Below are 24778 nucleotides of genomic sequence, written 5' to 3' on the forward strand. Positions count from 1 at the left end.
GTGCCCGACCTCTCCGTCGCGATCGTCGCCGGCCTGCACGCCGACGCCCGCAGAGCGACCGTCGCCCGACTCCTCCACGACGTCCCCGGCAGCGTCGCACTCCACCACGACCTCGCTACGGCCGCCGCCGGCACGGTCGTCCGCACGATCAGGGACGCCACGGGCATCGTCTCCGCCGGCGAGACCCCCCTCGTCAACGACTGCGCGTGCTGCGCGCTCCGCGAAGACCTGGTCCCGGAGCTCCGCCGACTGGCCGCGACAGGTCAAGTCCGGCTGGCAATAGTCGAGTTGTGGGACTCCGTCGAACCCAAGGCGATGGCCGAGGTGATCGCCGCCGGCGGCCTCACGGTCACCGCCGTCATCACCGCCGTGGACCCGTCCCTGCTCCTCCCGTACCTCGGCAACGGCGACGACCTCGCCGAGACCGGCCTCGCGGCCGCGGCCACGGACCAGCGAACCGTCGCCGACACCTTCGCCCGCCAACTGGAGTACGCCCCCGTCCTCGCCGTCCTCGACTCACCCGACGCCGACGAAGACCGCGAACTCCTGGGCCAGTTGCACCCAACGGCCCGCCAAGTACCGGTCGGAGGAGGCGACGCGCCGAGGACCAGAAGCACCCAGGGCGCCCACGAAGCCCCGCCGAACCCCCCTCGCACCCCGGCACAGACTCCCACCCCGCCCACCCCCAACCCCCTGGGGGCGCACGCTCCAACCCCAACCACCCACCCCCACCCCGGTCCCCCCACCGCAGCGTCCTCGCCCACGCAGCCCTAGCCGGTTTCGACGTAGAAGCCGCAGCCGCAGCCCAACACCCCGCCTGCGCCCTCCTCCCCGTCGAGGCCGACGCGCACGGCGTGACCACCCTCGTCTGGCACCGCCGCCGCCCCTTCCACCCGGAGCGGCTGTACGCGGCACTTGAGGACATCACCTGCGCCGCCGCCCGCAGCCGGGGCCGGTTCTGGCTCGCGGACAAGCCCGACTCGTTGCTGCACTGGGACGCGGCCGGGGGCGCCCTGTGCGTGGAGAGCGCGGGGCCGTGGCTCGCCTCGTTGCCGGACGCGGCTTGGGAGTTGGTGCCGCCGGTGCGCCGCGCCGCCGCCGCGCTCGACTGGCATCCGGAGCACGGGGACTGCTGCCAGCACCTTGTTTTCACATCCCCAGGACTCGACCGCGACGGACTCGAACTGCTCCTGGAGTCCTGCCTGTTGACCGACGCCGAGTACGCCGCGGGCCCTAGCGCCTGGAAACGCATCCCGTCCGCCTTCGACACCCTTCTGGAGATCTGACCGTGCCCCGCAAGTCCGACCTCAAGTCCGCGCGCCGGCCTGCCAGGTCCCGCCGTAATCCGTTGGAAGCGGCCGGAGTCACGTACATCGACTACAAGGACACCGCCCTGCTGCGGACGTTCGTCTCCGACCGAGGCAAGATCCGCAGCCGCCGGGTCACCGGCGTATCGGCCCGGCAGCAGCGGCAGTTGGCGGCCGCGATCAAGAACGCCCGGGAGATGGCATTGTTGCCGTACTCGACCCGATAGCCGCCCGCATGGAACACAAGGGCCCCCGCACACGTCTTCCCTAGTACATGTCCTGCCCGGTCCTGGGCAGACGCTGGAACGGCATCGGTAAAGCAGTCGTCAAAGCTGTAACCGGAGCACCACCCCCCGTGCACGTGCATCTGCCCATGCATCTGCACATGAACAGGGCTATGATCCGGAACAGTTGACCACTGCATCAATGGCCACACCAGCCAGTGCACAACCGGGAGCGACCTGTGGACCACCGCGTTGACAGCGTGTACTTGGGGTTCGACGTGTACAACGGCATGGCTGCCACGCAGCTGGACGGAGTGGCCTGGCAGAAGAGCCGGCACAGCAACTCGCAAGGATCCTGCGTGGAGTTCGCGCGGCTGCCCGGCGGCGATGTCGCCGTGCGCAACTCGCGGTTCCCCGACGGTCCGGCGCTCGTCTACACCCGCGCCGAGATCGAGGCGATGCTCCTGGGCATCAAGGACGGCGAGTTCGACCACCTGATAGTGGGATAGCGGACCGACGACCTGCGGGAACCACGGCAACGCGCGTAGAACCGCGGCCCCAAAAAGGGCCGCGGTTCCTCACGCGTCGTTCTGTACGGGGTCGCCCTGGAGCCGGAACAGTGCCCAGACCACCTTGCCGCTGAGCGTGCCCGCCAGCGGGTGCCAGCCCCAGCCGTCGGCGAACGAGTCGACGAGGAACAGGCCGCGGCCCGACTCCGCCGAGAAGTCCTCCGACTCGCAGGCGATGGGACTGTCGTGACTGGGGTCGCGCACGGCGCACACCAGCCGCTCGGTCCAGCGCATCAGGTGCAGCCGCACGGGCGGGTTCTGCTCCGGGACGCGCGGGGTGTTGGCCGGCAGGGCATGCCGCAGCGCGTTGGTGACCAGTTCGGAGACGACCAGACAGACGTCGTCGAAGCGGTCGCCTATGTCCCACTGGTCGAGCGTGCGGCGGGTGAACTGCCGTGCCTCGCGCACCGCTTCGTAGCGGGCGGCCAGAGCACACGACGCGGCGCTGGACACGGCCGACGGGTCCAGCGGCGGAAGGCCCTGCCGTAACGGCTCGAGCATGGTCGATCCATTCGTCCCCATGCGAGGCACTCCCGGGAATTCGCGGTCGTTGCGATGCAGCGGTGGCGCGAGACCATGGTTTCGGATGCGTACAGCAGATGCAAGGGCAGATGCACGTGCAGCTGACCGAATTGGACCCTCCCGTACCGCTTGTTGGCCATTTTTTCCGCCAACTTCACGCCGATCTCGGCCCCGGACCTTGCTTCTCCCTGACGTCTTCCTGGCAACTTCCTGTGAACGGGCGTCCCTTCTTTCCATTTCTGTAATCGAACGAGTACTGCTCGAAGTGTTTTAGTGGCAGACTGCGGCCCCTGAAGACGGTTGGGGAGGCTGGCGAACGTGAGCGCGGGAGAGCCCGGATCGGTGGTGCGGCGGATGCTGCTCGGCTCGCAACTCAGGCGACTGCGGGAAGCGCGTGGGATCACCCGAGAGGCGGCGGGGTACTCGATCCGCGCTTCCGAATCCAAGATCAGTCGCATGGAGCTGGGGCGAGTGAGCTTCAAGACCCGGGACGTCGAGGACCTGTTGACGCTGTACGGCATCACGGACGAGGCGGAGCGCATCTCACTCCTCTCCCTCGCGAAGGAAGCCAACGTAGCGGGCTGGTGGCACAGTTACTCGGACGTCCTGCCCAGTTGGTTCCCCACCTATGTGGGCCTGGAGGGTGCCGCCTCCCTCATCCGCGTCTACGAGGTGCAGTTCGTGCACGGACTGCTGCAGACCGAGGCCTACGCCCGCGCGGTCGTCCGGCGCGGCATGAAGGGCGCGAGTGCGGCGGACGTGGAACGGCGGGTGGCGCTGCGCCTGGAGCGGCAGAAGTACCTGGTGAACGAGAACGCGCCGGACTTCCACATCGTCCTGGACGAGGCCGCCCTGCGCCGCCCGTACGGCGACCGCGAGGTCATGCGCGGGCAGCTCCAGCATCTGATCGAGGTCTCCGAACACCCCAACGTCCGGCTGCAGGTCATGCCGTTCGGCTTCGGCGGTCACGCGGGCGAGTCCGGCGCCTTCACGATCCTGTCGTTCCCGGAGTCCGACCTCTCTGACGTCGTCTACCTCGAACAGCTCACCAGCGCGCTCTACTTGGACAAGTCCGAGGACGTGGCCCAGTACGAGAAGGCGCTGAAGGAGCTCCAGCAGGACAGCCCGGGCCCGGACGAGAGCCGGGATCTTCTTCGGGGACTGCTCCAACTCTCTTGAAACACAAGTACGATGACGTGTGATCAGACCGTGATGATCGTGAGGGGTCGTCCGGCCTGCTGTTGATCGTGTCTGCAACTGATCGTGTCTGCTGACGATTTGAGCGATTGAGGGATCACATGTCGTCCTACTTCACCGACCTGGCTCAGCAGTACATCGACGGTGAGTGGCGCCCGGGCACCGGCTCCTGGGACATCATCGACTTCAACCCGTACGACGGCGAGAAGCTCGCGTCGATCACCATAGCCACGGTCGACGAGGTCGACGAGGCGTACAAGGCGGCCGCCCGCGCCCAGAAGAAGTGGGCCGCGACCAACCCCTACGCCCGCCGCGCGGTGTTCGAGAAGGCTCTGCGGATCATCGAGGACCGCGAGCAGGAGATCTCCGAGGTGATCGTCGCCGAACTCGGCGGCACGTTCCTGAAGGCCGGCTTCGAGCTGCACCTCGTCAAGGAGTTCCTGCGCGAGGCGATCCACCTCGCCCTGCGCCCCCAGGGCCGGATCATCCCCTCGCCGGTCGACGGCAAGGAGAACCGCGTCTACACCGTCCCGGTGGGCGTGGTCGGCGTGATCAGCCCCTTCAACTTCCCGCTCCTGCTCTCCCTCAAGTCGGTGGCCCCCGCACTGGCGTTGGGCAACGGCGTGGTCCTCAAGCCGCACCAGAACACCCCGATCGTCGGCGGTTCCCTGGTCGCGAAGATCTTCGAGGACGCGGGCCTGCCGGGCGGACTCCTGAACGTCGTCATCACCGACATCGCGGAGATCGGCGACGCGTTCATCGAGCACCCGATCCCGAAGGTCATCTCCTTCACCGGCTCCGACAAGGTCGGCCGCCACGTCGCGACCGTCTGCGCCTCGCAGTTCAAGCGCGCGGTGCTCGAACTCGGCGGCAACAGCGCGATCGTGGTCCTCGACGACGCCGACGTCGACTACGCGGTCGACGCGGCGGTCTTCAGCCGCTACGTCCACCAGGGCCAGGTCTGCATGGCCGCGAACCGTGTCCTGGTCGACCGGTCGATCGCCGACGAGTTCACCGAGAAGTTCGTCACCAAGGTCAAGTCCCTCAAGGTCGGCGACCCGCGCGACCCGCAGACGGTCATCGGGCCGGTCATCAACTCCCAGCAGGTGGACGCCCTTTCGGGTGTCGTCGAGCAGGCGATCGCCGAGGGCGCGACGGCTCTCGTCCACGGCACGACCACCGACAACCTGGTCGCCCCCTCGGTCCTCACCGACCTCCCCGCCGACTCGGACCTCCTCCGCCAGGAGGTCTTCGGCCCGGTCGCCTTCCTCATCCCGTTCGACGGCGAGGAGGAGGCCGTGAGCATCGTCAACGACACGCCGTACGGCCTCAGTGGCGCCGTCCACACCGGTGACATCGAGCGCGGCGTGAACTTCGCCAAGCAGATCGACACGGGCATGTTCCACGTCAACGACGGCACCGTCCACGACGAGCCGATCGTCCCCTTCGGCGGCGAGAAGGCCTCCGGCCTCGGCCGCCTCAACGGCGAGTCGATGCTGGACGCGTTCACCAGCCTGAAGTGGATCTCGGTGCAGCACGGGCGGAGCGGGTTCCCGTTCTAGACATGTGCTTCCGGCGGGCCATCGAGGACAGAACCTGACCTCGATGGCCCGTAGCTTCGTCGATGTCGGGCAGGGGGACGCGCTCCCTGCCGGCACCGGCGAAAGGTGAAGGCCATGGTCACGCACGTACCCTCGGAGGCACAGGGCGACGAGCGCGGGGCGCTGCTCGCGTTCATCGAGGAGCAGCGGGGCGGCATCCGCAGGGCGTTGCTCGGGCTGACCGAGGAGCAGGCCGCGAGCAGGCCGAGCGCGAGCGAACTCTCCCTCTCCGGGCTGCTCAAGCACTGCGCCGAGGTCGAGCAGGGCTGGATCGCGCGGGCCAAGCAGGAGCCGCCGGCGGTTGAGCGGGACGAGACCAACTGGCACGAGAACTTCCAACTGGTCGACGGCGAGAGTGTCGAGTCGCAGCTCGCGTACTGGGAGAAGGTCGCCGCCGAGACGGAGGCGTACATCCGCTCGGTGCCCAGCCTGGACGACACCTTCCCGCTGCCGGACCAGCCCTGGTTCCCCGAAGGGCGGGTCTCCGTACGGTGGGTCTGCCTGCACCTGATCCGCGAGACCGCCCGGCACGCCGGCCACGCCGACATCATCCGCGAGTCCCTCGACGGAGCCACGGCCTTCGAGCTGGTCGCGAAGGAGCAGGGCAGCAGCCGGGGCTGACCTGCCTGGTTCTACGCTGGGCTCATGTCAGCGATCCGTCTCCTCGTGCTCGGCGCGGTGCGCCAGCACGGGCGGGCCCACGGCTACCAGGTGCGCAACGACCTCGAATACTGGGGCGCGCACGAGTGGTCCAACGCCAAGCCCGGCTCGATCTACCACGCGCTCAAGCAACTGGCCAAGCAGGGCCTTCTGCACGCCCACGAGATCGCGCCGTCCACCGTCGGGGGCCCGCCCCGCACCGAGTACGAGATCACCGGCCAGGGCACCGAGGAGTACCTCCGGCTGCTGCGCGAGGCGCTGACGTCCTACGACCAGCAGATGGACGTCAAGTCCGCCGCGATCGGCTTCATCGTGGACCTGCCGAGGGCCGAGGCGGTGGCGCTGCTCAAGGAGCGCACCCGGGGTATCGACCAGTGGCGGGCCTCGGTCACCGAGCACTACATCCCCGAGGACGGCCCCGAACAGCTGGGCCACATCGGCGAGATCATGAACCTCTGGGTCCACACGGCCGACGCGGAGGCCGCGTGGACCCAGGGGCTGGTCGAGCGCATCGAGGGCGGGGCGTACACCTTCGCGGGGGAGGGTGAGCCGTTTGTCGGTGTCCTGAGGGACGACGAGGAGAACCCGTACGCGACGGGGGAGCGGCACCCGGGGGATACTCACTAATCAAGTTTGACTAATAGAGGCCCCCGGGTTACTTTCGGGCATGTAGTCAAGTTTGACTAGCGAAGGAGTGTCCAGTGGCCGACGCGGCGATCACCGTCGAGGACGCGCACAAGACGTATGGCGAGAAGAAGAGCCGCCGGAAGGCTGAGGGGGCTGAGGGGGGTGACGGCTCCAAGGGGGTCAAGAAGGCGTTGGACGGGCTCGATCTGTGTGTCGCGCGCGGGACCGTGCATGGTGTGCTCGGGCCCAACGGTGCGGGTAAGACCACCCTGGTCCGTGTTCTGTCCACCTTGCTGCGGCCCGACTCCGGGCGCGTCGAGGTTGCGGGTCATGATGTGCTGACCGAGGCCCGTGCGGTCCGGTTGCGTATCGGCCTGCTCGGTCAACACGCGGCTCTGGACGAGGAGTTGGGCGGGCGGCAGAACCTGGAGATGTTCGGGCGTCTCCATCATCTTGGTGCCCGTCGCGCGCGTGTGCGTGCCGATGAACTCCTGGAGCGTTTCGACCTCGCCGACACGGGGCGTAAGCCGGTTCGCGCCTACAGCGGAGGCATGCGGCGGCGGTTGGATCTCGCCGCCTCGCTCGTCACCGCGCCGGAGATCCTCTTCCTGGACGAGCCGACTACCGGCCTCGATCCGCGCGGGCGTGCGGAGGTGTGGTCGGCGGTTCGCTCTCTGGTCGGGGGTGGTACGACGGTTCTGCTCACCACGCAGTACCTGGAGGAGGCCGACCAACTCGCCGATCGGGTCTCGGTAGTTGACCGAGGGCGGGTCATCGAGGACGGCACCCCGGACGAGCTCAAGTCCCGTACGGGCGGCGACCGTATCGACGTCGTTCTGCGTGATGCGGGTCAACTGGGGGCCGCTGTCGCCCTGTTGCCGCTGCCTGCTGCCGACGTCCGGGTCGATGCGGATCGTCGGCTGCTCAGTGCGCCGGTCTCCGACCGGATGGCGGCGCTCTCCGGAGTCGTAGGGGCGCTGGAGGAGGGCGGGATCGATGCCGAGGATGTGGCGTTGCGGCGGCCGACCCTGGATGAGGTGTTTCTGCATCTGACGGGGCACGGTGACGGGGCGGGTGCGGGTGCGGGCGATCGTACGAATGTGAAGGAGGCCGTGTGAGTGCCTATGCCCTGACCGATTCCTGGACCATGACCCGGCGTGAACTCGCCCACTGGGCGCGGCAGCCCGTGCAGGTTGTGGTGAGTCTCGTTTTTCCGGTGATGTTGCTGCTGATGTTCGGCTATCTGATCGGGGGCGGGCGGGCCGTCGAGGGTGCCTACGTCGACTATCTGGTTCCCGGGATGCTCGCGCTGACCATGGCCTTCGGGCTGGAGGGCACGATGCTCGCCGTCACGCAGGACCTCAACAAGGGGGTGATCGACCGGTTCCGGTCGATGCCGATGGCTGACGGGGCGGTGTTGGTGGGGCGTTCGGCCGCCGACATGTTGCAGTCGGCGATCGGGCTGGTCGTGCTGATCGGGGTTGGGCTCGGGCTTGGTTGGCGGCCGCATGCCGGGCCCGGTGAATTCCTGGGTGCCGTGGGGCTGTTGCTGCTCTTCCGGTTCGCCATGTTGTGGGTTGGGATCCAGTTGGCGCTGGTGGCGGGGCGGCCCGAGATGGTGCAGGCCGTGCAGATTCTGGTGTGGCCGGTCGGGTTTCTGTCCAACGCCTTGGCTACGCCTGAGGCCATGCCTGCGTGGCTGGGTGCGGTTGTTCAGTGGAATCCGATGTCTCAGACCGCTACGGCCGTGCGGGAGCTTTTTGGTGGGCCCGGGGGAGAGTCGGGGCATGTCTGGGCTGCTGTGGCGTGGCCGTTGGGGTTGTTGGTTGTGTTCTTTCCGCTGGCGGTGCGGCGGTTTCGGGGGCTTGGGGGGTGAGTTGTCGGGTGCGGGCCGGTACGGGCTGGTCGCGACCACGCGGCGGAGCCGCAAATCGACACAGCCCCGCGCCCCTAGGTCGTACGGGGTGCGGCTTTGTGGGTGGGTGCCGGTGCGTTGTGGTTTGCCCGCGGTGCGTTGTGCCCCCGGCGCCGCGCCGGGGGGTGTCCGTCCTCGGATCGGCGCGGATGCCGTTGCTTACCGGCTTGCCCGTGCTTGACGCGCCGACCGCTGCGGGCGGACACCCCCCGACACGTCGCCTTGCCGCCGTACGCGGCTTGCGGGCCGTGTCGCCCGGCTCAGTGGTGGAAGCCCGTTGCCGCTGCCTTGTCGCGGGTGAAGGGGTGGGGCTGGCGGCGTAGTTCGGGGAGGAGGCGGGTCAGGTCGTCGAGGAACAGTTCGGCCAGGTCTGCTGAGAAGCCGTTGCGGCAGACGATTCGGAGGACCGAGAGGTCCTCGCGGTTTGCCGGGAAGGTGTACGCCGGGATCAGCCAGCCGTGTTCTCGTAGGCGGCGGGAGACGTCGAACACGTCGTATGTCGTGACGTCCGGGGCTGTGGTGAAGGCGAAGACCGGCAACTCGTCGCCCCGGGTTAGGAGTTTGAAGTCGCCTAGGGCCTCGATGCGGTCTGCGAGGCCTCGGGCCACGTCGCGGGTGGACTGTTGGACTGCGCGGTAGCCCTCGTGGCCCAGGCGCAGGAATGTGTAGTACTGGGCTACTACTTGGGCGCCGGGGCGGGAGAAGTTGAGGGCGAAGGTGGGCATGTCGCCGCCCAAGTAGTTGACGCGGAAGACGAGTTCCTCGGGGAGGGCCTCCTTGTCGCGCCACAGGGCCCAGCCGACGCCCGGGTAGACCAGGCCGTACTTGTGTCCCGAGGTGTTGATCGAGGCCACGCGCGGGAGGCGGAAGTCCCAGATCAGGTCCGGGTCCAGGAAGGGCGCGACCATGGCGCCGGACGCGCCGTCCACGTGGACCGGGATGTCGAGGCCCGTGCGCTCCTGGAGCGCGTCGAGGGCGGCGCACAGGTCGGCGATCGGCTCGTAGGAACCGTCGAAGGTGGAGCCGAGGATGCCGACCACGCCGATCGTGTTCTCGTCGCAGAGTTCGGCGGCGGCCTGGGGGTCGAGGTGGAAACGGTCGCCCTCCATGGGGACTTGGCGGGCCTCGACCTCCCAGAAGTTGCAGAACTTCTCCCAGCAGACCTGGACGTTGACGCCCATCACCAGGTTCGGGCGGGCGGCCGGGTAGCGGTCCTTGTTGCGCTGCGTCCAGCGGCGCTTGAGGGCCATTCCGGCGAGCATGCAGGCCTCGCTGGAGCCGGTTGTCGAGCAGCCGACGGCGGTTGACGGGTCCGGTGCGTTCCACAAGTCGGCGAGCATCGCCACGCAGCGCTTCTCCAGCTCCGCTGTGCGGGGGTACTCGTCCTTGTCGATCATGTTCTTGTCCCGGCACTCCGCCATCAGGACGCCGGCTTCCGGCTCCATCCAGGTGGTGACGAAAGTCGCCAGGTTCAGGCGGGAGTTGCCGTCCAGCATCAGCTCGTCGTGCACGAGCTGGGCCGCCGTCATCGGCGCCAACGGCCCGTCCGGCAGCCGGTGTTTGGGCGGGGCCTCGGTCATGCCGCCGACCGGATTGGCCTCCCCGAAGAAGGGGTTCACGGACATCGGGCGCTCGTCGGGCTTCTCGGGACCTTTGTGCAACGGCATGGGCGTGCCTCCTGAATGGATCAAAAGAACCAACGGGTACTAGCGAACCGGAGTTCCGTCCGCGCGCAACTGCATCTGCGGTCTCCCGGTCACCAGCAGCCAGGCCGGCAGCGAGCCGATGCACAACAGGGCGAGGACGGCGGGGGAGGCCACCAGGATCGCGGCCGTGAAGAGGCTCACCCAGCCTTGCCGGGTGATCGCCAGGAGCATGCCCAGGACGCCTGCCGCCACCGCGAGTGCCGGGTCCACGGCGGGCACGACCGCGTGGGCGAAGAGGCCGAACGCGACGCCGATGAAGACGGAAGGGAAGATCCGGCCGCCCCTGAAGCCGCAGGACGCGGCGACCAGCAGTGCCGCCAGTTTCACGACGGTCATCGTCGCGAACTGGCCCGCCGACCAGCCCTCGGGGTCTGCCGCGAGCTCCCCGACCTCGTCCAGTCCCTTGAAGAGCGTCAGATGGCCGCCCACGGCCGCCAGAAGGCCCAGGACCAGTCCTCCGGCCGGCAGCGCCAGCATGGGGTGCTTGAGGCGGGAGAAGGCGCCATGGGCGTACGGGAAGAGGTAGACGGCCGCCATGCCGAGTGCCGCTGCCAGGGGTGCCAGCACCAGGACGGCCAGCAGATCGCCCCAGCCGGGCCTGCCGAACGCGGGCAGGTGCAGGTCGAAGGTCGGATGGGCCACCAGGGTGGTCGTCATGGCACCCGCCCCGGCCGCGGCGAGCGGCGCGAACACGTTGTCCCAGAGTGCCCCCTTGGTAGTGCGCCCGGCCAGCGCTTCCGAGATGAGCAGCGCCGCCGCGACCGGCGTCCCGAACAGCGCCCCGATCGTCGCCGACTCGGCCAGCGCCCCCCACGCCCCGCCCGGCACCCGCGGCGCCAGCCTGCGCCCCGCCCACAACGCGAGCCCCACGTTCACGGCGATGATCGGGTTCTCGGGACCCAGGCTCGGACCGCCGGCGAGCATCAGCGCGGTCGCCAGGACCAGACCGGGAAGTACTCCGGGGGGCAGCGCTACGGCTTCCAGGCCTGTGGTCGCCGGGTCGGGACCGGCGTGCCCGGTGACCTTCCACACCACCAGCCCGACCGCGATGCCGGTGGCCGTCAGCATGACGAGCATCCAGAGGACCGAGTAGCGGCCGATGCCCAGGGCGTCGGGGAGGTTCTTCCAGAGCACGTGCTGGAGTTGTTCGGCCGCCTCGCTCACCCCGATGAAGAGCAGACTCGCGAGCACGCCCACGACCAGTGCGGGGACGATCATCGGCAGCAGGGTGCGCGCCGGGGTCGTAGGGGCAACGGGTGCCTGTTGCGCGCTGTCCTGGGCCACGGGCTCACCATAAGCGGGCAAAACGGACCGAACATCTTGAGGGAGAGAGCACTACGGGGCCGTGAGGCTTGTAGGGCTTGCACCTCACGTGGCGTGAGGCCTCAGCGTGGAGCGCGGACAGAAGAAGGGAGCGGAAAGTGAGCTACTCCGTAGGACAGGACTCCTACTCCGTCGGGCAGGTCGCCGGATTCGCCGGGGTCACCGTGCGCACGCTGCACCACTACGACGACATCGGCCTGCTCGTCCCGAGCGCGCGCAGTCACGCGGGTCACCGGCGCTACGGCGACACCGACCTCGACCGGCTCCAGCAGATCCTGTTCTACCGGGAACTCGGCTTCCCGCTCGACGAGGTCGCGGCCCTGCTCGACGACCCGGAGACGGACCCGCGCGCACATCTGCGCCGCCGGCACGAGCTGCTGACCGCCCGGATCGAGAAGCTCCAGAAGATGGCCGAGGCCGTGGAACACGCCATGGAGGCACGCACGATGGGCATCAACCTCACCCCCGAGGAACGCTTCGAGGTCTTCGGCGACAAGGACCCCGAGCAGTACGCCGAGGAAGCGGAACAGCGGTGGGGCGGCACCGAGGCGTACGCCGAGTCACAGCGCCGGGCCGCCCGCTACACCAAGGCCGACTGGAAACGCCTCCAGGCGGAGGTCGACGACTGGAGCGAGCGCTACGCCGGCCTGGTGACCGCGGGCGAACTCCCCACCGCCGACGCGGCGATGGACCTCGCCGAGGAACACCGCCTGCACATCGACCGCTGGTTCTACGCGTGCTCCTACGAGATGCACACCGGCCTCGCCGAGATGTACGTCTCCGACGAGCGCTTCAAGGCGTTCTACGACGCGATGGCCCCGGGCCTGGCCGAGCACCTGAAGGACGCGATCCTGGCGAACGCGTCCCGGCACACCTCCTAGGGACCCGGCCCGGGGGAACCGCTACTCCCGGGCCAGGACCACCGCCGTCCCGTAGGCGCACACCTCGGTGCCCACGTCCGCCGCCTCGGTCACGTCGAAGCGGAACGCCAGGACGCCGTTGGCCCCACGCGCGCGTGCCTGCTCGATCAGCCGCTCCATGGCCTGGTTGCGGGTCTGCACGAGGGTCTTGGTGAGCCCCTTCAGCTCACCGCCGACCATCGACTTCAGTCCGGCGCCGATCTGGCTGCCCAGATGCCGTGAGCGCACGGTCAGCCCGAAGACCTCGCCGATCACCTGCTCGACCCGGTAGCCGGGGATGTCGTTCGTCGTCACGACCAGTACGTCGGCCTGCGGCCCCTGGCCGCCGCCGTATTCGTCGATACCCATGGCTCACAGCTTTGTCCTACGGGGTGCACAGTGCATCCTGGAGTCACCGGTGGAACCTGGGACGGACACATCGCGTTGATAGCTTTGTGCGGCTGTACCTGGACGCTGGCACCTCCCTCCACCCCTCAGGAGCCCGGAACCGTGATGACGCTCGCCCTCGGCCCGAGCTGGCTCGATCCGAACACCATGCTCGACCGGTTCGGGATCTGGGGCCTCCTGCTCGTGGTCTTCGCGGAGTCCGGCCTGCTCATCGGGTTCTTCCTGCCGGGTGACTCCCTGCTCTTCACCTGCGGCCTGCTGATCACCGCGGGCACCCTCGACTTCCCGCTGTGGGCGGCCGTCGCGCTGATCTGCGTCGCCGCGATCCTCGGCGACCAGGCGGGCTACGTCTTCGGCAAGAAGGTCGGCCCCTCGCTCTTCAGCCGCCCGGACTCACGCCTCTTCAAGCAGGAGAACGTGGTCAAGGCGCACGAGTTCTTCGAGAAGTACGGCCCCAAGTCCCTTGTCCTGGCCCGCTTCGTGCCCATCGTGCGCACATTCACGCCGATCATCGCCGGCGTCAGCGGCATGAAGTACCGCTCGTTCCTCACGTTCAACATCATCGGCGGCGTCCTGTGGGGCGCGGGCGTCACCCTGCTCGGCTCCTGGCTCGGCAACATCGACTTCGTCCACAAGAACATCGAAGCGATCCTCATCCTGATCGTCTTCGTCTCCGTGATCCCGATCATCATCGAGTTCCTCCGCGCCCGCTCCAAGGCCAAGAAGAACCCCCAGGGCCGCCAGGACTCCCAGGAACAGCCTGGCGACCCGGCCGCGACCCAGCCGTTCCCGGTGATCATGGACGACTCGACGACCCAACTCCGGCGAGTGGACGGGCCCCAGCAGCAACAACCTCAGCAGCAGTACGACCAGAACAACGGCTACGACCAGTACTACGCCCAGCCCCAACAGCAGCAGCCGTACCCCCAGCAGACGTACCAGCCCCAGCAGCAACAGCCGTACGGCAACCAGCAGTACCCGCCCTCCAACGACCAGAACCAGGGCCAGGGTTACTCCCAGAACGGCTACCAGCAGGGCTAGCGACAGCGCGCCCCAAAGGGGCGCGGGGCTGTATCGATTTGCGGCTCCGCCGCGTGGGCGCGACCAGCCACAACGAGCCCGCACCCGCCACATAGCCAAGCCCCCGAGCTACTAGGCGCTCAGAACCCCCTGGTCCGCTTCGCCGCCCGCCGCGCCCCCGCAGAAGCCCCCGGAATCCGCAAGAACAACCGCGAGATCTCCGACCCCAGATTGACCCCGATCGCGATGGCCATGGCGAGAGACGCCGCCGTGGCCAACGACACCAGCCCCTTGTCGACATGGTTCTGCGCGATCGCCAACAGCCCGAAGTACGTGGCGGAACCCGGCAACAGGGGCCCGATCGCCGCGGTCGTGTAAGGCAACGCCGACGCGAACCGGTACCGCGACAGCAACTGTCCGAACAGCCCGACCAACCCCGCCGCGACAGCCGTAGAGGCGACCGGCGAGATCCCCGCGACGGAGTGCATCGCCCCGTAAACCGACCAGGCGACACCCCCGTTGAGGGACACCAGGAGCACGGTGGATCGTTCCTGCTGGAGGAGTACGGCGAAGGTCAGCGACAGCAGGACGGACGCGCCGATCTGCCACAGCGGCTGGTCGGAGTTGCCGAGGGCCACGTCGGGATTGAGCTGCGCGCCGAGCTTCACGCCGAAGTACAGGACGATCAGGACGCCGGCCACGATGCCGACGAAGAAGTACATGACCTCCAGGAGCCGGGCCGACGCGGTGATGTAGAAGCCGGTCAGTCCGTCCTGTACACCCGCCACCAGCGCCCGTCCGGGCAGCAGGGCGAACAGCCCACCGGTGATGACGGCGGAGGCCTTCACGTCGACGTTGGCGACCGTGAGGGCGACCCCTATCGCGGCGGGAGGCATCGCGGCGACCGTGAACTGGTAGAACTCCGGCAGTCCGCGCCCCGCGCACAGCCACGCCAGCCGGTCGCCGAGCATCGCGCCGAGCGCGGCGGCGAAGAACACGATGATGTCACCGCCCACGAGCACGGAGGCGGCACCCGCGAGCAGCCCGCTGGCGGAGGTCAGCACCCAGCCGGGGTACGGGTGCCGATTGCGTCGCATCTCCGCGAGCCGCCGGTAGGCGTCCTCCAAGGAGAGCGCGGTCTCCGGATCGCTGAGGTCCTGGACCAGCCGGAACACGGCCGCGAGCCGCGTGTAGTCGGTGCCCCGGCGCCGTACCGTACGCGACGCGGTCACCGGATCGTCCACCAGGGAGGGCTGATACGAGATCGACAACAGGGTGAACGTGACGGTCGGCTCGCAGCGATCGAGGCCGTAGGAGCGGCAGACCGCGAACATCGCCGCCTCGACGTCCTCGGCGCCCTCGCCGCCCGCGAGCAGCAACTCGCCGATGCGGAGCGTCAGATCGAGCACACGCGGTACGGCGGGACCGCTGTCGTCCGGCTTCTGCACCGGCTCCGGCGCGGGCCGCTCGGCCACCGGCATCCGCAGCATCGTGCGCATCCGGTCCTGCCAGGGCACGTCCTTGGTGAGGCTGACGACGGGGATCCCGGTCGGCGGAGTGAACGCGGGCGGTGCCTTGCGCGCGCTGTAGAGGCTGGGCGGGCTGAACGCCGACCCCTCGGAGTCCTCGACGGCCGGCGCGGGCGTCACGTCGAGACCGCTCGGAACGGCGAACTCGGACGTCGTGGACGATTCGCCGTCCGCCGCCGGCACGACCGCCGCCTCGACGCCCGCCGGAGCCGTGAAAGCACTCCTGGCCTCGTCCGACTGCGGCTTGCGGTCCTCCGCTTCCGTCACTCCGTGGCACTCCCTGTACGACGCTTCGGTGATCCTCAGTATGCGCACAGACATGCAAACGGGCCGCACGCGTGTGCGTGCGGCCCGTCAGTGCACAGGGGGCTCAGTGGCCGCCCTGCTCCTTGAGTCGCTTGTACGAGCGCTCGATCTCCGCCTCGGCGTCCGTGCGGCCCACCCAGTTGGCACCCTCGACCGACTTGCCGGGCTCCAGGTCCTTGTAGACCTCGAAGAAGTGCTGGATCTCCAGGCGGTCGAACTCCGACACGTGGTGGATGTCACGCAGGTGCTCCACGCGCGGGTCGGACGCCGGGACGCACAGCAGCTTGTCGTCGCCGCCGGCCTCGTCGGTCATCCGGAACATGCCGATCGCGCGGCACTTGATGAGGCAGCCGGGGAAAGTCGGCTCCTCCAGGATGACCAGCGCGTCCAGCGGGTCGCCGTCCTCGCCGAGAGTGTTCTCGACGAAGCCGTAGTCGGCCGGGTAACTGGTCGAGGTGAAGAGTCGACGGTCCAGGCGGATCCGACCGGTCTCGTGGTCCACCTCGTACTTGTTCCGCGAACCCTTCGGGATCTCGATCGTGACGTCGAACTCCACCGGTGGCTCCTCCATGATCAGCACATAGTTCTGGTGGTTAAGTGTCCCTCACGCAGGTGTGTGATCGCGAAAGGGGCTGGTGGTCGTGCCGGAGCTGAGGCCTTGGCAGGCCGCGAGACCGCAGGTGGCGCGGGTCGCGCGAGCCGTCCGGCCCCGTCTCAAGCGGGCCGCACAATCCGTGAAACCGCAGGTCACACGGGTCACGCAAGCCGTGAAACCTCAGGTCACCCGGCTCACTGAAGCCGCGAGACCACAGGCCACGCGGCTCACCGAAGCCGTGAAACCGAAGGTCGCCCGGCTCGTCGGATCCGTGTCACCTCAGGTCGCGAAGTTGCCGCGGCCGAACAGAACCTGGCAGTTCACCGCCGTCGCCGCCACCGCCGGAATGGCGCTGGCCGCCGGTGTGGTGACCGCCGCCGGTCCCTGGGACTCCTCGGGTCAGCGTACGGCCGAGCGGGACTACGCAGCCGCACAGGAACAGTCAGGTGGCGTAGATCACGGCCGTAATTCCGATACGTCCGCCAAGGCACCCCGACCCGCCCCCAGTGCCGCATCCGTCCTCGTCGGCCTCGGCGGCGCCGCCAGCACCGTGAAGTCGGCCCCGACCGGCACGGCCCTCGCGGACGTCCTCACGCCCCTCCTGGGCGACTCGGCGCTCGGCACCCGCCACACGGCCGCCGTCGTGGACGTCTCGACCGGAAAGCGCCTCTACGGAGTCGGCGCCGACGACGCGTTGACCCCGGCCTCGACCACGAAGATCGCCACCGCCGTGGCCGCCCTCTCCGCGATGGGCGCCGACCACCGCCTCACCACCCGCGCCGCCCTGGAGCCCGACACCAAGGAACTCGTCCTGGTCGGCGGCGGCGACCCGACCCTGACGGCCCACCAGGACGCCGAGGGCTGGGCCAGCCTGCGCACGCTCGCCGACAGGACGGCGGTGGCCCTGAAGAAGCGCGGCGTGAGCGAGGTGACGCTGTCGTACGACAAGACCCTGTACTCCGGTACCGAACTCCACCCGATCGGGGTCAACGAGAACCTCGCCCCGGTCAGCGCTCTGATGGCCGACGAGGGCCGCACCGACGACTCGTCCAGCGGTCCCGTGCGGCGCGTGACGGACCCGGCGGCGGACGCGGCCGGGAAGTTCGCGGGCTTCCTCAAGGAGCACGGCATCAGGACGACGTCCCCGGGCCCCTCCAAGGCGACCGGCCGCGCCGACACCCTCGCCACGGTCTCCTCGCCGCCGCTCTCCGACATCGTCGAGCGGATGCTGACCAGCAGCGACAACGACATCGCGGAGGCCCTGGCCCGCCAGACCGCCGTGGCCACGGGCAAGCGGGCCGACTTCGACGGCGGCGCCGCCGCGATCGACGCCCAGCTGAGGAAGCTTCAACTCCCGGTCAAGGGCGCCGTGTTCAACGACGGCAGCGGCCTCAACCGCGACGACCGTCTCACCGCCGACCTCCTGACCGCCCTCCTGGTCAAGGCCGGCTCCCCGGCCCACCCCGAACTCCGCCCTGTCCTCACCGGCCTCCCCATCGCCGCCTTCACCGGCACCCTGACGACCCGCTACACGGACGCGACAGGCGCGGCAGGCGTGGTCCGCGCCAAGACGGGCACCCTGACGGGCGTCAACACGCTCGCGGGAACGGTCGTGGACAAGGACGGCCAACTCCTGGCCTTCGCCTTCCTGGCCTCCGACACGACGAACGCCCTGGACGCCCAGGCAGCCCTGGACCACACGGCAACGGCATTGGCGGCCTGCGGCTGTAGTTAGCAACTGCTGTGGGCAGGCGTTCCGCAAAGCGGAACGGGTGGGCACAGCCAACAGCACCGGGCAACGTTCCGACCAAGCTCGCCCTTGCCCACCTCGTGCCCTGCCCCCAGCGGCAGCGCTCACGTACGGTTGACGCATGACGAGCATCGGTGGTGCCGAGATGGTCGACTGGAATCTCGCGGTGGCGACCGCGACCCGACTTGTGCGGCCGGGCCCCGAGGTGAGCCGTGACGAGGCCCGGGCCGTCGTCGCGGAGCTGCGCCGGCATGCGAAGGCCTCGGAGCAGCACGTCCGGGGGTTCACCCGGATGGGCACGGACGACATCCACGACACCCCGATCCTGGTCGTCGACCGCCCCGGCTGGGTGCGGGCGAACGTCGCCGGGTTCCGGGAGGTCCTCAAACCGCTGCTCGACAAGATGCAGGAGCGGCGCGGCAACACCCCCGGGGGCGCGGTCTTCGGGGCGGTCGGCGGCAAGGTGACCGGCGTCGAGCTGGGCATGCTGCTGTCGTTCCTGTCCTCGCGCGTGCTCGGCCAGTACGAGACGTTCGCCCCGGCGTCCCGCGAGCTGCCGGCGGGCGCGAAGGGCGGGCGGCTGCTGCTGGTCGCGCCGAACATCGTGCACGTGGAGCGCGAACTCGACGTGGAACCGCACGACTTCCGCCTGTGGGTGTGCCTGCACGAGGAGACGCACCGCACGCAGTTCACGGCCGTGCCCTGGCTGCGTGACCACCTGGAGGGCGAGATCCAGTCTTTCTTGGGGGAGACCGAGGTCGACCCCATGACGGTCCTGGAGCGCATCCGGGAGGCCGCCCAGTCGTTGGCGGGCGGCCGGCCCGAGGGCGAGGAGGACGACGAGGGCCGGTCCCTCGTGGAGATCGTGCAGACGCCCGCGCAGCGGGAGATCCTCGGCCGGCTCACCGCCGTGATGTCCCTCCTGGAGGGGCACGCCGACTTCGTGATGGACGGCGTCGGTCCTGACGTGGTGCCGAGCGTCACGGAGATCCGCGAGAAGTTCCAGCAGCGTCGCGCGAAGGGCGCCTCCCGGCTGGACTCGGCGCTGCGCAAGCTGCTCGGCCTCGACGCCAAGCTGCGGCAGTACCGGGACGGCGAGCGGTTCGTGCGGGCGGTCGTCGACCAGGTCGGCATGGACGGCTTCAACCGGGTGTGGACCTCCCCGAACACGTTGCCGACCAAGACGGAGATCGCCAAACCGGCGGACTGGGTCGCGCGGGTGCACCGCAAGGCCGAGTCGTGAGCGGGTCGCGGGCGTGGTGAAACGAATCCGGCCGACGGCAGGCGAACGCCCCTGCAATCACCCGTCCGAGGGACCGTGAGCGATGGGTAGGCGTGCAATGCTCGGGGAACGCCCCGGTTCTGTCACCATCTACACACTCTGAGTGACCGAACCTCGGGCCAACCCCCCGAAAACTTCATGAAGGGAACCGGACATGGGTCCCCATCCTGCGGTCGCGGCGATACGCCTGGCGGTCCGCCGCGTCCTCCACGACATCCTCACCGACCACGAGGCACTGCAGACCGCCGGCGCCTCCCGGCACACCTCGCACGAGCGCCCGCCCTCGCCGCTCGTGCTCGTCGCATGCTCCGGCGGCGCCGATTCCATGGCCCTCGCCTCCGCCCTCGCCTTCGAAGCCCCCAAGCTGGGCATCAGGGCCGGCGGCATCACCGTCGACCACGGCCTCCAGGCAGGCTCCGACCTGCGCGCCGACGAGGTCGTCCTGCGGCTGCGCGAACTGGGCCTGGACCCCGTCGAAGCCACGTCCGTGACCGTGGGCCGCGAGGGCGGCCCCGAGGCAGCCGCCCGGGACGCCCGCTACGCAGCCCTCGACGACTGCGCCGCACGCCACGGCGCCGCCGCCGTCCTGCTCGGCCACACCCGCGACGACCAGGCCGAGACCGTCCTGCTGGGCCTCGCCCGTGGCTCCGGCATCCGCTCCCTGTCGGGGATGGCCGCGGTCTCGGGGGCCGACGGCCGTTACCGCCGCCCCTTCCTGCAGCTCGACCGGCAGACCGCCCGCAAGGCCTGCATGGTCCAGTCGCTGCCCGTCTGGGACGACCCGCACAACGCCGACCCCGCGTACACGCGTTCCCGTCTGCGCCACGAAGGCCTGCCGGCCCTGGAGAAGGCGCTCGGCAAAGGGGTCGTGGAAGCGCTCGCCCGTACGGCGCAGCTGTCCCGGGACGACGCCGACGCCCTCGACACCTGGGCCAGCCAGGCCGAGACCGCCGTACGCGACGCCACCGGCCTCCTGGAGTGCGCCAAGCTCTACGCCCTGCCGCCCGCCGTACGCCGTCGCATCCTGCGCCGGGCCGCCATCCAGGCCGGTGCCCCGGCCGGTTCGCTGTTCGCCCGGCACATCGAGGAAGTCGACCGGCTGATCACCGGCTGGCGCGGCCAGGGAGCCATCAATCTCCCGGGCAAGGTCGTCGCCCGGCGCCAGGGTGGCAGACTGGTGATTCGGCAAGGCTGAATCGACACCCCCTCCGGGCCTCCGGGGGCGGGGCCAGGTAGTAGCCGGTTGGACGACCGAAAGTGATGCGGGTGGACGCGAAAGACATGGGTGACGACCTCCAGTCGGTGCTCATCACCAAGGAAGAGATCGACGCGAAGCTCGTGGAGCTCGCCGCGAAGATCGACGCGGAGTACGCGGGCAAGGATCTGCTGATCGTCGGCGTCCTCAAGGGCGCGGTGATGGTCATGGCGGACCTCGCCCGGGCGCTGTCCACCCCCGTCACCATGGACTGGATGGCCGTGTCGTCGTACGGCGCGGGCACCCAGTCCTCCGGTGTCGTGCGGATCCTCAAGGACCTCGACACCGACATCAAGGGCAAGCACGTCCTCATCGTCGAGGACATCATCGACTCGGGTCTGACCCTGTCCTGGCTGATCTCCAACCTCGGCTCGCGCGAGCCCGACTCGTTGAGGATCTGCACCCTGCTCCGCAAGCCGGAGGCGGCCAAGGTCGCCATCGAGGTGGAGTGGGTCGGCTTCGACATCCCGAACGAGTTCGTCGTCGGCTACGGCCTCGACTACGCGGAGAAGTACCGCAACCTGCCGTTCGTCGGTACGCTCGCGCCGCACGTCTACGGCGGCTAGAGCCACTCGGCCCAAGCCCTGTAAGACGATCGGGAACCCCAGCGGGTTTCGCGCCGTTGGAGCATGCAGACGCGTCTCCCAGCCGTCCCGTGCGACTTCGGGCAACATGGCTGGGGTACGGTCAGAAGAACTGTCTTTATCAAACTCACTATGGCAGGAGGGACGGAGCGAATTCGCTCCGTATGGATGGACGTGAAGCGATACTTCCGTGGGCCGGTCATGTGGATCGTGCTGGCCGTCCTTGCCGTGGTCGTGTTGATGCAGGTCGTCGGCTCGTCCGGCGGCTACAAGGCGGTGGACACCGGCCAGGTCGTCCAGGCGATCAATGACAACAAGGTCGAGTCGGCCAAGATCACCACCGGTGACGAGCAGACCATCAAGGTCACGCTCAAGGACGGCGTCAAGGTCGAGGGCAGCTCCAAGATCCAGGCGAGCTACATCGGCGACCAAGGCGTGGACCTCGCGGCCACGCTGCAGACCAAGTACCAGGACAAGCAGATTCCGGACGGCTACACGGTGTCGCCGACGAAGCAGAACGCTTTCGTCGGGATCCTGTTGTCGCTGCTCCCCTTCGTCCTCATCGTGGTCGTCTTCCTGTTCCTGATGAACCAGATGCAGGGCGGCGGCTCCCGAGTCATGAACTTCGGGAAGTCCAAGGCCAAGCTCATCACCAAGGACACCCCGAAGACGACGTTCGCGGACGTCGCGGGCTCCGACGAGGCCGTCGAGGAACTGCACGAGATCAAGGAGTTCCTCCAGGAGCCGGCGAAGTTCCAGGCCGTCGGCGCCAAGATCCCCAAGGGCGTACTCCTGTACGGCCCTCCCGGCACCGGCAAGACCCTGCTGGCGCGCGCCGTCGCGGGTGAGGCCGGGGTGCCCTTCTACTCGATCTCCGGTTCCGACTTCGTCGAGATGTTCGTCGGTGTCGGTGCCTCCCGAGTCCGTGACCTGTTCGAGCAGGCCAAGGCGAACGCTCCGGCGATCGTCTTCGTCGACGAGATCGACGCGGTCGGCCGCCATCGCGGCGCCGGCCTCGGCGGTGGACACGACGAGCGCGAGCAGACACTGAACCAGCTGCTGGTCGAGATGGACGGCTTCGACGTCAAGGGCGGCGTGATCCTCATCGCCGCGACGAACCGGCCCGACATCCTCGACCCGGCCCTCCTGCGCCCCGGCCGCTTCGACCGCCAGATCGCGGTCGACCGCCCGGACATGCAGGGCCGTCTGGAGATCCTCAAGGTCCACCAGAAGGGCAAGCCGGTCGCACCGGACGTCGATCTGTCGGCCGTCGCACGCCGTACGCCGGGCTTCACCGGCGCGGACCTGAGCAACGTCCTCAACGAGGCCGCCCTGCTCACCGCACGCGGCAACCGCAAGCTGATCGACAACTCCATGCTGGACGAGGCGATCGACCGTGTGGTCGCGGGCCCGCAGAAGCGGACCCGGATCATGTCGGACAAGGAGAAGAAGATCACCGCGTACCACGAGGGCGGACACGCCCTGGTCGCGGCGGCTTCCCCGAACTCCGACCCGGTGCACAAGATCACGATCCTCTCCCGAGGCCGTGCTCTGGGCTACACGATGGTCCTGCCGGAAGAGGACAAGTACTCGACCACGCGCAACGAGATGCTGGACCAGCTGGCCTACATGCTGGGCGGCCGCGCGGCCGAGGAACTGGTCTTCCACGACCCGACCACGGGCGCCGCGAACGACATCGAGAAGGCCACCGCGACGGCCCGCGCGATGGTCACGCAGTACGGCATGACCGAGCGCCTCGGCGCGATCAAGTTCGGCGGCGACAACACCGAGCCCTTCCTGGGCCGGGAGATGTCGCACCCGCGCGACTACTCGGAAGAGGTCGCCGCGCTCGTCGACGAAGAGGTCAAGAAGCTCATCGAGAACGCGCACAACGAGGCCTGGGAGATCCTGGTCGAGAACCGTGACGTGCTCGACGCGCTCGTGCTCCAGCTGCTGGAGAAGGAGACGCTGAACAAGGAGCAGATCGCCGAGGTCTTCGCTCCCATCGTCCGGCGTCCGGCCCGTCCCTCCTGGACCGGCTCCTCCCGCCGTACGCCGTCCACCCGCCCGCCGGTGCTCTCCCCCAAGGAGCTGTCACTGACGAACGGGACGAACGGCGCGGGTCCCGCGATCACCGCCGGTGCGACCGCCGAGTCCTCTCCCACGCTGGAGAAGGCCCCGGAGGAGCGCCCCGACAACTGACGCGAGTCTCACACGGCTCGAAATGGAAGCCGCGCCCCCCTGGATTTAGCCTGGGGGGCGCGGCTTTTCCATATGCCCGCAACTGAGGCGTGTGTCCGCACACGCGTGACCCGCACAGGAACGAGGCACCGCCATGACCGACCCCGTGACGCTGGACGGCGAGGGAGCGATCGGCGTCTTCGACGAGAAGCGCGCCGAGAACGCCGTACGCGAACTGCTGATCGCGGTCGGCGAGGACCCGGACCGGGAGGGGCTCAGGGAGACGCCGGCGCGGGTGGCACGGGCGTACAAGGAGATATTCGCCGGGCTGTGGCAGAAGCCGGAGGATGTGCTGACGACGACGTTCGACCTGGGGCACGACGAGATGGTCCTGGTGAAGGACATCGAGGTGCTGAGCAACTGTGAGCATCATCTGGTGCCGTTCGTCGGGGTTGCCCACGTCGGGTACATCCCGTCCGCCGACGGGAAGATCACCGGGTTGTCGAAGCTGGCCCGGTTGGTGGACGTCTACGCGCGGCGGCCGCAGGTGCAGGAGCGGTTGACCACGCAGGTCGCGGATTCCCTGATGGAGATTCTGGAGCCGCGTGGGGTCATCGTCGTCGTCGAGTGCGAGCACATGTGCATGTCTATGCGGGGGGTGCGGAAGCCGGGCGCGAAGACCATTACGTCGGCTGTGCGGGGGCAGTTGCGGGATCCGGCTACTCGTAACGAGGCGATGAGCCTCATCATGGCGCGCTGAGGGTTCGTCTGCCGGGTGCAGGTCCGCCGTGGCTGGTCGCGCAGTTCCCCGCGCCCCTATAGGGCGCCTCACGTGACCGGTGTTGCACCCGCCGCGTTGTTGTCGTCGTCCTCCGGGAGTTTGCAGACTCGCTCCAGGAAGATCGCTGCCGCTATCACCGCGATGCCTGCGAGGACCGAGAAGCCGGCGTAGATGGCCTGGTCGCGGCGGGCGGGGATGTCGAGGGACTCCAAGAGGTAGACGCCCGTGCCGCCGTACATGCCGGCGACGAGGGCGGCGACCAGGGCGCTGGCCTGGCCGAAGACGACCGCGCGGGCGGCCATCAGGGGGTCGACGCCCTTGGCGCCGGGGCGGCGCTCGCGCTGGGCCTTGAGGCGGGCGCGCAGGGAGAGCGCCGTGGCCAGCAGGACCACGGCGATCACGGCGAGGACGATGGGCGCGGCCAGCGGGACGCTCGGCAGGGTCCCCACCGCGCTCCACAGGCCGGCCCCCGCCCAGGACAGCACCCCGGCGATCACGAACACGCCGGCCAGCACCCTGATCCGCAGCTCTCTCACG

The 24778-nt window shown here is 68.9% G+C and carries 23 protein-coding genes and 1 pseudogene; 17 read left to right on the forward strand and 7 right to left on the reverse strand.

The genetic code is table 11. The features are described from left to right. The 3 genes and pseudogenes from ACGFY9_RS03855 (at position 1) to ACGFY9_RS03865 (ending at position 2040) form a co-directional block, all read left to right on the forward strand. Positions 1-1286: pseudogene (locus tag ACGFY9_RS03855) on the forward strand (GTP-binding protein). A 2-nt stretch (positions 1287-1288) separates the two neighbouring features. Then, the gene (gene rpsR, locus ACGFY9_RS03860) at positions 1289-1534 is read left to right on the forward strand and encodes a 30S ribosomal protein S18 (protein WP_393751596.1); all 246 of its coding nucleotides are present in this window, start codon (positions 1289-1291) and stop codon (positions 1532-1534) included. A 287-nt stretch (positions 1535-1821) separates the two neighbouring features. Then, on the forward strand, positions 1822-2040 hold the full coding sequence (locus ACGFY9_RS03865) for a DUF397 domain-containing protein (RefSeq protein ID WP_234478148.1): 219 nt from the start codon (positions 1822-1824) through the stop codon (positions 2038-2040). Between the two features lie 69 nt (positions 2041-2109). Here ACGFY9_RS03865 and ACGFY9_RS03870 read toward each other — a convergent pair whose 3' ends face one another. Next, positions 2110-2601: an ATP-binding protein gene (locus ACGFY9_RS03870; RefSeq protein WP_393751598.1), complete on the reverse strand. Its 492-nt coding sequence runs from the start codon at positions 2599-2601 to the stop codon at positions 2110-2112. Between the two features lie 375 nt (positions 2602-2976). Here ACGFY9_RS03870 and ACGFY9_RS03875 point away from each other — a divergent pair, with 375 nt between their 5' ends. The 6 genes from ACGFY9_RS03875 to ACGFY9_RS03900 all read left to right on the forward strand — a co-directional run bounded on the left by ACGFY9_RS03875 (position 2977) and on the right by ACGFY9_RS03900 (position 8583). Next, positions 2977-3801 carry a helix-turn-helix domain-containing protein gene (locus tag ACGFY9_RS03875; protein ID WP_393751796.1) on the forward strand — a complete coding sequence of 275 codons (825 nt, stop codon included), beginning with the start codon at positions 2977-2979 and terminating at the stop codon, positions 3799-3801. 119 nt (positions 3802-3920) lie between these two features. Then, positions 3921-5381 carry an aldehyde dehydrogenase family protein gene (locus tag ACGFY9_RS03880; protein ID WP_393751600.1) on the forward strand — a complete coding sequence of 487 codons (1461 nt, stop codon included), beginning with the start codon at positions 3921-3923 and terminating at the stop codon, positions 5379-5381. Positions 5382-5495: 114 nt separating this feature from the next. After that, a complete protein-coding gene (locus tag ACGFY9_RS03885) occupies positions 5496-6041 on the forward strand; it encodes a DinB family protein (RefSeq protein ID WP_393751602.1) in 546 nt (181 codons plus the stop codon). A gap of 24 nt (positions 6042-6065) precedes the next feature. After that, positions 6066-6707, forward strand: a complete 642-nt coding sequence (locus tag ACGFY9_RS03890; protein WP_393751603.1) for a PadR family transcriptional regulator — start codon at positions 6066-6068, stop codon at positions 6705-6707. A 74-nt stretch (positions 6708-6781) separates the two neighbouring features. Then, positions 6782-7825 (forward strand): ATP-binding cassette domain-containing protein, encoded by a 1044-nt coding sequence (locus ACGFY9_RS03895; RefSeq protein WP_393751605.1) that lies wholly within the window; start codon positions 6782-6784, stop codon positions 7823-7825. Beyond that, positions 7822-8583, forward strand: coding sequence for an ABC transporter permease (locus tag ACGFY9_RS03900; protein WP_393751607.1), 762 nt, complete (start codon positions 7822-7824; stop codon positions 8581-8583). The genes ACGFY9_RS03895 and ACGFY9_RS03900 overlap by 4 nt, the downstream gene beginning before the upstream one ends. A gap of 299 nt (positions 8584-8882) precedes the next feature. Here ACGFY9_RS03900 and ACGFY9_RS03905 read toward each other — a convergent pair whose 3' ends face one another. Both ACGFY9_RS03905 and ACGFY9_RS03910 read right to left on the reverse strand, forming a co-directional pair. Beyond that, positions 8883-10289 (reverse strand): glutamate decarboxylase, encoded by a 1407-nt coding sequence (locus ACGFY9_RS03905; RefSeq protein WP_393751609.1) that lies wholly within the window; start codon positions 10287-10289, stop codon positions 8883-8885. A 39-nt stretch (positions 10290-10328) separates the two neighbouring features. Continuing rightward, positions 10329-11612 (reverse strand): ion channel protein, encoded by a 1284-nt coding sequence (locus tag ACGFY9_RS03910; RefSeq protein ID WP_393751611.1) that lies wholly within the window; start codon positions 11610-11612, stop codon positions 10329-10331. Between the two features lie 137 nt (positions 11613-11749). Between ACGFY9_RS03910 and ACGFY9_RS03915 the strand changes: the two genes are divergently transcribed. Further along, positions 11750-12532, forward strand: a complete 783-nt coding sequence (locus ACGFY9_RS03915; protein WP_393751613.1) for a MerR family transcriptional regulator — start codon at positions 11750-11752, stop codon at positions 12530-12532. Positions 12533-12553: 21 nt separating this feature from the next. Here ACGFY9_RS03915 and ACGFY9_RS03920 read toward each other — a convergent pair whose 3' ends face one another. Further along, positions 12554-12919, reverse strand: coding sequence for a YbjQ family protein (locus tag ACGFY9_RS03920; protein ID WP_363101818.1), 366 nt, complete (start codon positions 12917-12919; stop codon positions 12554-12556). A gap of 144 nt (positions 12920-13063) precedes the next feature. Between ACGFY9_RS03920 and ACGFY9_RS03925 the strand changes: the two genes are divergently transcribed. Then, a complete protein-coding gene (locus ACGFY9_RS03925; protein ID WP_393751615.1) occupies positions 13064-13999 on the forward strand; it encodes a DedA family protein in 936 nt (311 codons plus the stop codon). Positions 14000-14118: 119 nt separating this feature from the next. On the opposite strand, the gene ACGFY9_RS03930 is transcribed toward ACGFY9_RS03925, so the two are convergent. Together ACGFY9_RS03930 and ACGFY9_RS03935 are read right to left on the reverse strand one after the other, a co-directional pair. Beyond that, positions 14119-15774 carry a threonine/serine exporter family protein gene (locus ACGFY9_RS03930; protein WP_393751617.1) on the reverse strand — a complete coding sequence of 552 codons (1656 nt, stop codon included), beginning with the start codon at positions 15772-15774 and terminating at the stop codon, positions 14119-14121. Positions 15775-15877: 103 nt separating this feature from the next. Beyond that, a complete protein-coding gene (locus tag ACGFY9_RS03935; RefSeq protein WP_019070224.1) occupies positions 15878-16369 on the reverse strand; it encodes an inorganic diphosphatase in 492 nt (163 codons plus the stop codon). Positions 16370-16448: 79 nt separating this feature from the next. Between ACGFY9_RS03935 and dacB the strand changes: the two genes are divergently transcribed. The 6 genes from dacB (at position 16449) to folE (ending at position 24220) form a co-directional block, all read left to right on the forward strand. Beyond that, positions 16449-18143, forward strand: coding sequence for a D-alanyl-D-alanine carboxypeptidase/D-alanyl-D-alanine-endopeptidase (gene dacB, locus ACGFY9_RS03940; RefSeq protein WP_393751619.1), 1695 nt, complete (start codon positions 16449-16451; stop codon positions 18141-18143). Between the two features lie 136 nt (positions 18144-18279). Beyond that, positions 18280-19401: a zinc-dependent metalloprotease gene (locus ACGFY9_RS03945; RefSeq protein WP_393751621.1), complete on the forward strand. Its 1122-nt coding sequence runs from the start codon at positions 18280-18282 to the stop codon at positions 19399-19401. 193 nt (positions 19402-19594) lie between these two features. Beyond that, positions 19595-20635, forward strand: a complete 1041-nt coding sequence (gene tilS / locus ACGFY9_RS03950; RefSeq protein WP_393751623.1) for a tRNA lysidine(34) synthetase TilS — start codon at positions 19595-19597, stop codon at positions 20633-20635. Positions 20636-20700: 65 nt separating this feature from the next. Further along, entirely contained in the window at positions 20701-21261 is a 561-nt protein-coding gene (gene hpt / locus ACGFY9_RS03955; protein WP_393751625.1) for a hypoxanthine phosphoribosyltransferase, read from the forward strand. Positions 21262-21447: 186 nt separating this feature from the next. Then, positions 21448-23481: an ATP-dependent zinc metalloprotease FtsH gene (gene ftsH, locus ACGFY9_RS03960; protein ID WP_393751627.1), complete on the forward strand. Its 2034-nt coding sequence runs from the start codon at positions 21448-21450 to the stop codon at positions 23479-23481. 133 nt (positions 23482-23614) lie between these two features. Continuing rightward, positions 23615-24220: a GTP cyclohydrolase I FolE gene (gene folE, locus ACGFY9_RS03965; protein WP_318017968.1), complete on the forward strand. Its 606-nt coding sequence runs from the start codon at positions 23615-23617 to the stop codon at positions 24218-24220. 68 nt (positions 24221-24288) lie between these two features. Here the strand turns inward: folE and ACGFY9_RS03970 are convergent, their stop codons facing one another. Beyond that, positions 24289-24777 carry a DUF3180 domain-containing protein gene (locus ACGFY9_RS03970; RefSeq protein ID WP_393751629.1) on the reverse strand — a complete coding sequence of 163 codons (489 nt, stop codon included), beginning with the start codon at positions 24775-24777 and terminating at the stop codon, positions 24289-24291. Between the last annotated feature and the right edge of the window lies 1 nt (position 24778).

Origin of the sequence: Streptomyces sp. NPDC048504, assembly GCF_043200035.1 — a bacterium.
Lineage (GTDB): Bacteria > Actinomycetota > Actinomycetes > Streptomycetales > Streptomycetaceae > Streptomyces.

Coding starts and splice junctions, on each gene's coding strand:
- ACGFY9_RS03865 (WP_234478148.1), top strand. CDS start 1,822: ATGGCTGCCACGCAGCTGGACGGAGTGGCCTGGCAGAAGAGCCGGCAC.
- hpt (WP_393751625.1), top strand. CDS start 20,701: ATGCGGGTGGACGCGAAAGACATGGGTGACGACCTCCAGTCGGTGCTC.
- ACGFY9_RS03870 (WP_393751598.1), bottom strand. CDS start 2,601: ATGCTCGAGCCGTTACGGCAGGGCCTTCCGCCGCTGGACCCGTCGGCC.
- ACGFY9_RS03890 (WP_393751603.1), top strand. CDS start 6,066: ATGTCAGCGATCCGTCTCCTCGTGCTCGGCGCGGTGCGCCAGCACGGG.
- ACGFY9_RS03945 (WP_393751621.1), top strand. CDS start 18,280: ATGACGAGCATCGGTGGTGCCGAGATGGTCGACTGGAATCTCGCGGTG.
- ftsH (WP_393751627.1), top strand. CDS start 21,448: ATGGACGTGAAGCGATACTTCCGTGGGCCGGTCATGTGGATCGTGCTG.
- ACGFY9_RS03885 (WP_393751602.1), top strand. CDS start 5,496: ATGGTCACGCACGTACCCTCGGAGGCACAGGGCGACGAGCGCGGGGCG.
- ACGFY9_RS03905 (WP_393751609.1), bottom strand. CDS start 10,289: ATGCCGTTGCACAAAGGTCCCGAGAAGCCCGACGAGCGCCCGATGTCC.
- ACGFY9_RS03920 (WP_363101818.1), bottom strand. CDS start 12,919: ATGGGTATCGACGAATACGGCGGCGGCCAGGGGCCGCAGGCCGACGTA.
- ACGFY9_RS03925 (WP_393751615.1), top strand. CDS start 13,064: ATGACGCTCGCCCTCGGCCCGAGCTGGCTCGATCCGAACACCATGCTC.
- ACGFY9_RS03880 (WP_393751600.1), top strand. CDS start 3,921: ATGTCGTCCTACTTCACCGACCTGGCTCAGCAGTACATCGACGGTGAG.
- tilS (WP_393751623.1), top strand. CDS start 19,595: ATGGGTCCCCATCCTGCGGTCGCGGCGATACGCCTGGCGGTCCGCCGC.
- ACGFY9_RS03875 (WP_393751796.1), top strand. CDS start 2,977: ATGCTGCTCGGCTCGCAACTCAGGCGACTGCGGGAAGCGCGTGGGATC.
- folE (WP_318017968.1), top strand. CDS start 23,615: ATGACCGACCCCGTGACGCTGGACGGCGAGGGAGCGATCGGCGTCTTC.